Source organism: Teichococcus oryzae, from assembly GCF_008386565.1.
Taxonomy (GTDB): domain Bacteria; phylum Pseudomonadota; class Alphaproteobacteria; order Acetobacterales; family Acetobacteraceae; genus Pseudoroseomonas; species Pseudoroseomonas oryzae.
The window spans coordinates 1-1195 of sequence record NZ_VUKA01000064.1 but is presented as its reverse complement, the minus strand read 5'-3'; the positions used below and the strand labels follow the sequence as shown (position 1 = coordinate 1195).

Here is a 1195-nt window from a genome sequence, read left to right as displayed (position 1 = left end):
GTCCGGCTTAAGCGGAGATGGAGGCGACGACGCCGGCGCCGACGGTGCGGCCGCCTTCGCGGATGGCGAAGCGCAGGCCCTCATCCATGGCGATCGGCGCGATCAGCTCGACATCCATCGAGATGTTGTCGCCCGGCATCACCATCTCGACGCCTTCCGGCAGCTGCACCACGCCCGTCACGTCGGTCGTGCGGAAGTAGAACTGCGGGCGGTAGTTGGTGAAGAACGGCGTGTGCCGGCCACCTTCTTCCTTGGTCAGGATGTACGCCTCGGCCTTGAACTTGTTGTGCGGCTTGATCGAGCCGGGGGCCGCCAGAACCTGGCCGCGCTCCACGTCCTCGCGCTTCGTGCCGCGCAGCAGCGCGCCGATGTTGTCGCCCGCCTCGCCGCTGTCCAGCAGCTTGCGGAACATCTCGACGCCGGTCACCGTCGTCTTCACGGTGTCCTTCAGCCCGACGATCTCGACTTCCTCGCCGACCTTGATCACGCCGCGCTCGACGCGCCCCGTCACCACCGTGCCGCGGCCCGAGATCGAGAACACGTCCTCGACCGGCATCAGGAACGGACGGTCCTTGGCGCGCTCCGGCTGCGGAATGTAGGCGTCCACCGCCTCCATCAGCTTCAGCACCGCGTCGCGGCCCAGCTCCGGCGACTTGTCTTCCAGCGCCATCAGCGCCGAGCCCTTGATCACCGGGATGTCGTCGCCCGGGAACTGGTAGGAGCTCAGCAGCTCGCGCACCTCCATCTCGACCAGCTCCAGCAGGTCGGGATCGGCCATGTCGCACTTGTTCAGGAACACCACCAGCGCCGGCACGCCAACCTGGCGCGCCAGCAGGATGTGCTCGCGCGTCTGCGGCATCGGGCCGTCGGCCGCCGACACCACCAGGATCGCGCCGTCCATCTGCGCCGCACCGGTGATCATGTTCTTCACGTAGTCGGCGTGGCCCGGGCAGTCGACATGCGCGTAGTGCCGGTTCGCCGTCTCGTACTCAACATGCGAGGTCGAGATCGTGATGCCGCGCGCCTTCTCTTCCGGCGCCTTGTCGATCTGGTCGTACGCCGTGAACGTCGCACCACCCGCCTCGGCCAGAACCTTGGTGATCGCCGCCGTCAGCGACGTCTTGCCATGGTCCACATGCCCGATCGTGCCAATGTTGCAGTGCGGCTTGTTCCGCTCAAACTTAGCTTTCGCCAT

General features: G+C 66.6%; 1 protein-coding gene. It reads right to left on the bottom strand.

The genetic code is table 11. The features are described 5' to 3' along the window. Positions 1 to 7 precede the first annotated feature (7 nt). Positions 8 to 1195 (bottom strand): elongation factor Tu, encoded by a 1188-nt coding sequence (tuf, locus tag F0Q34_RS21515; protein ID WP_149814418.1) that lies wholly within the window; start codon positions 1193 to 1195, stop codon positions 8 to 10.

Excerpts from the sequence above, each read along its gene's own strand:
- tuf (WP_149814418.1), bottom strand. The coding sequence starts at position 1,195 with ATGGCGAAAGCTAAGTTTGAGCGGAACAAGCCGCACTGCAACATTGGC.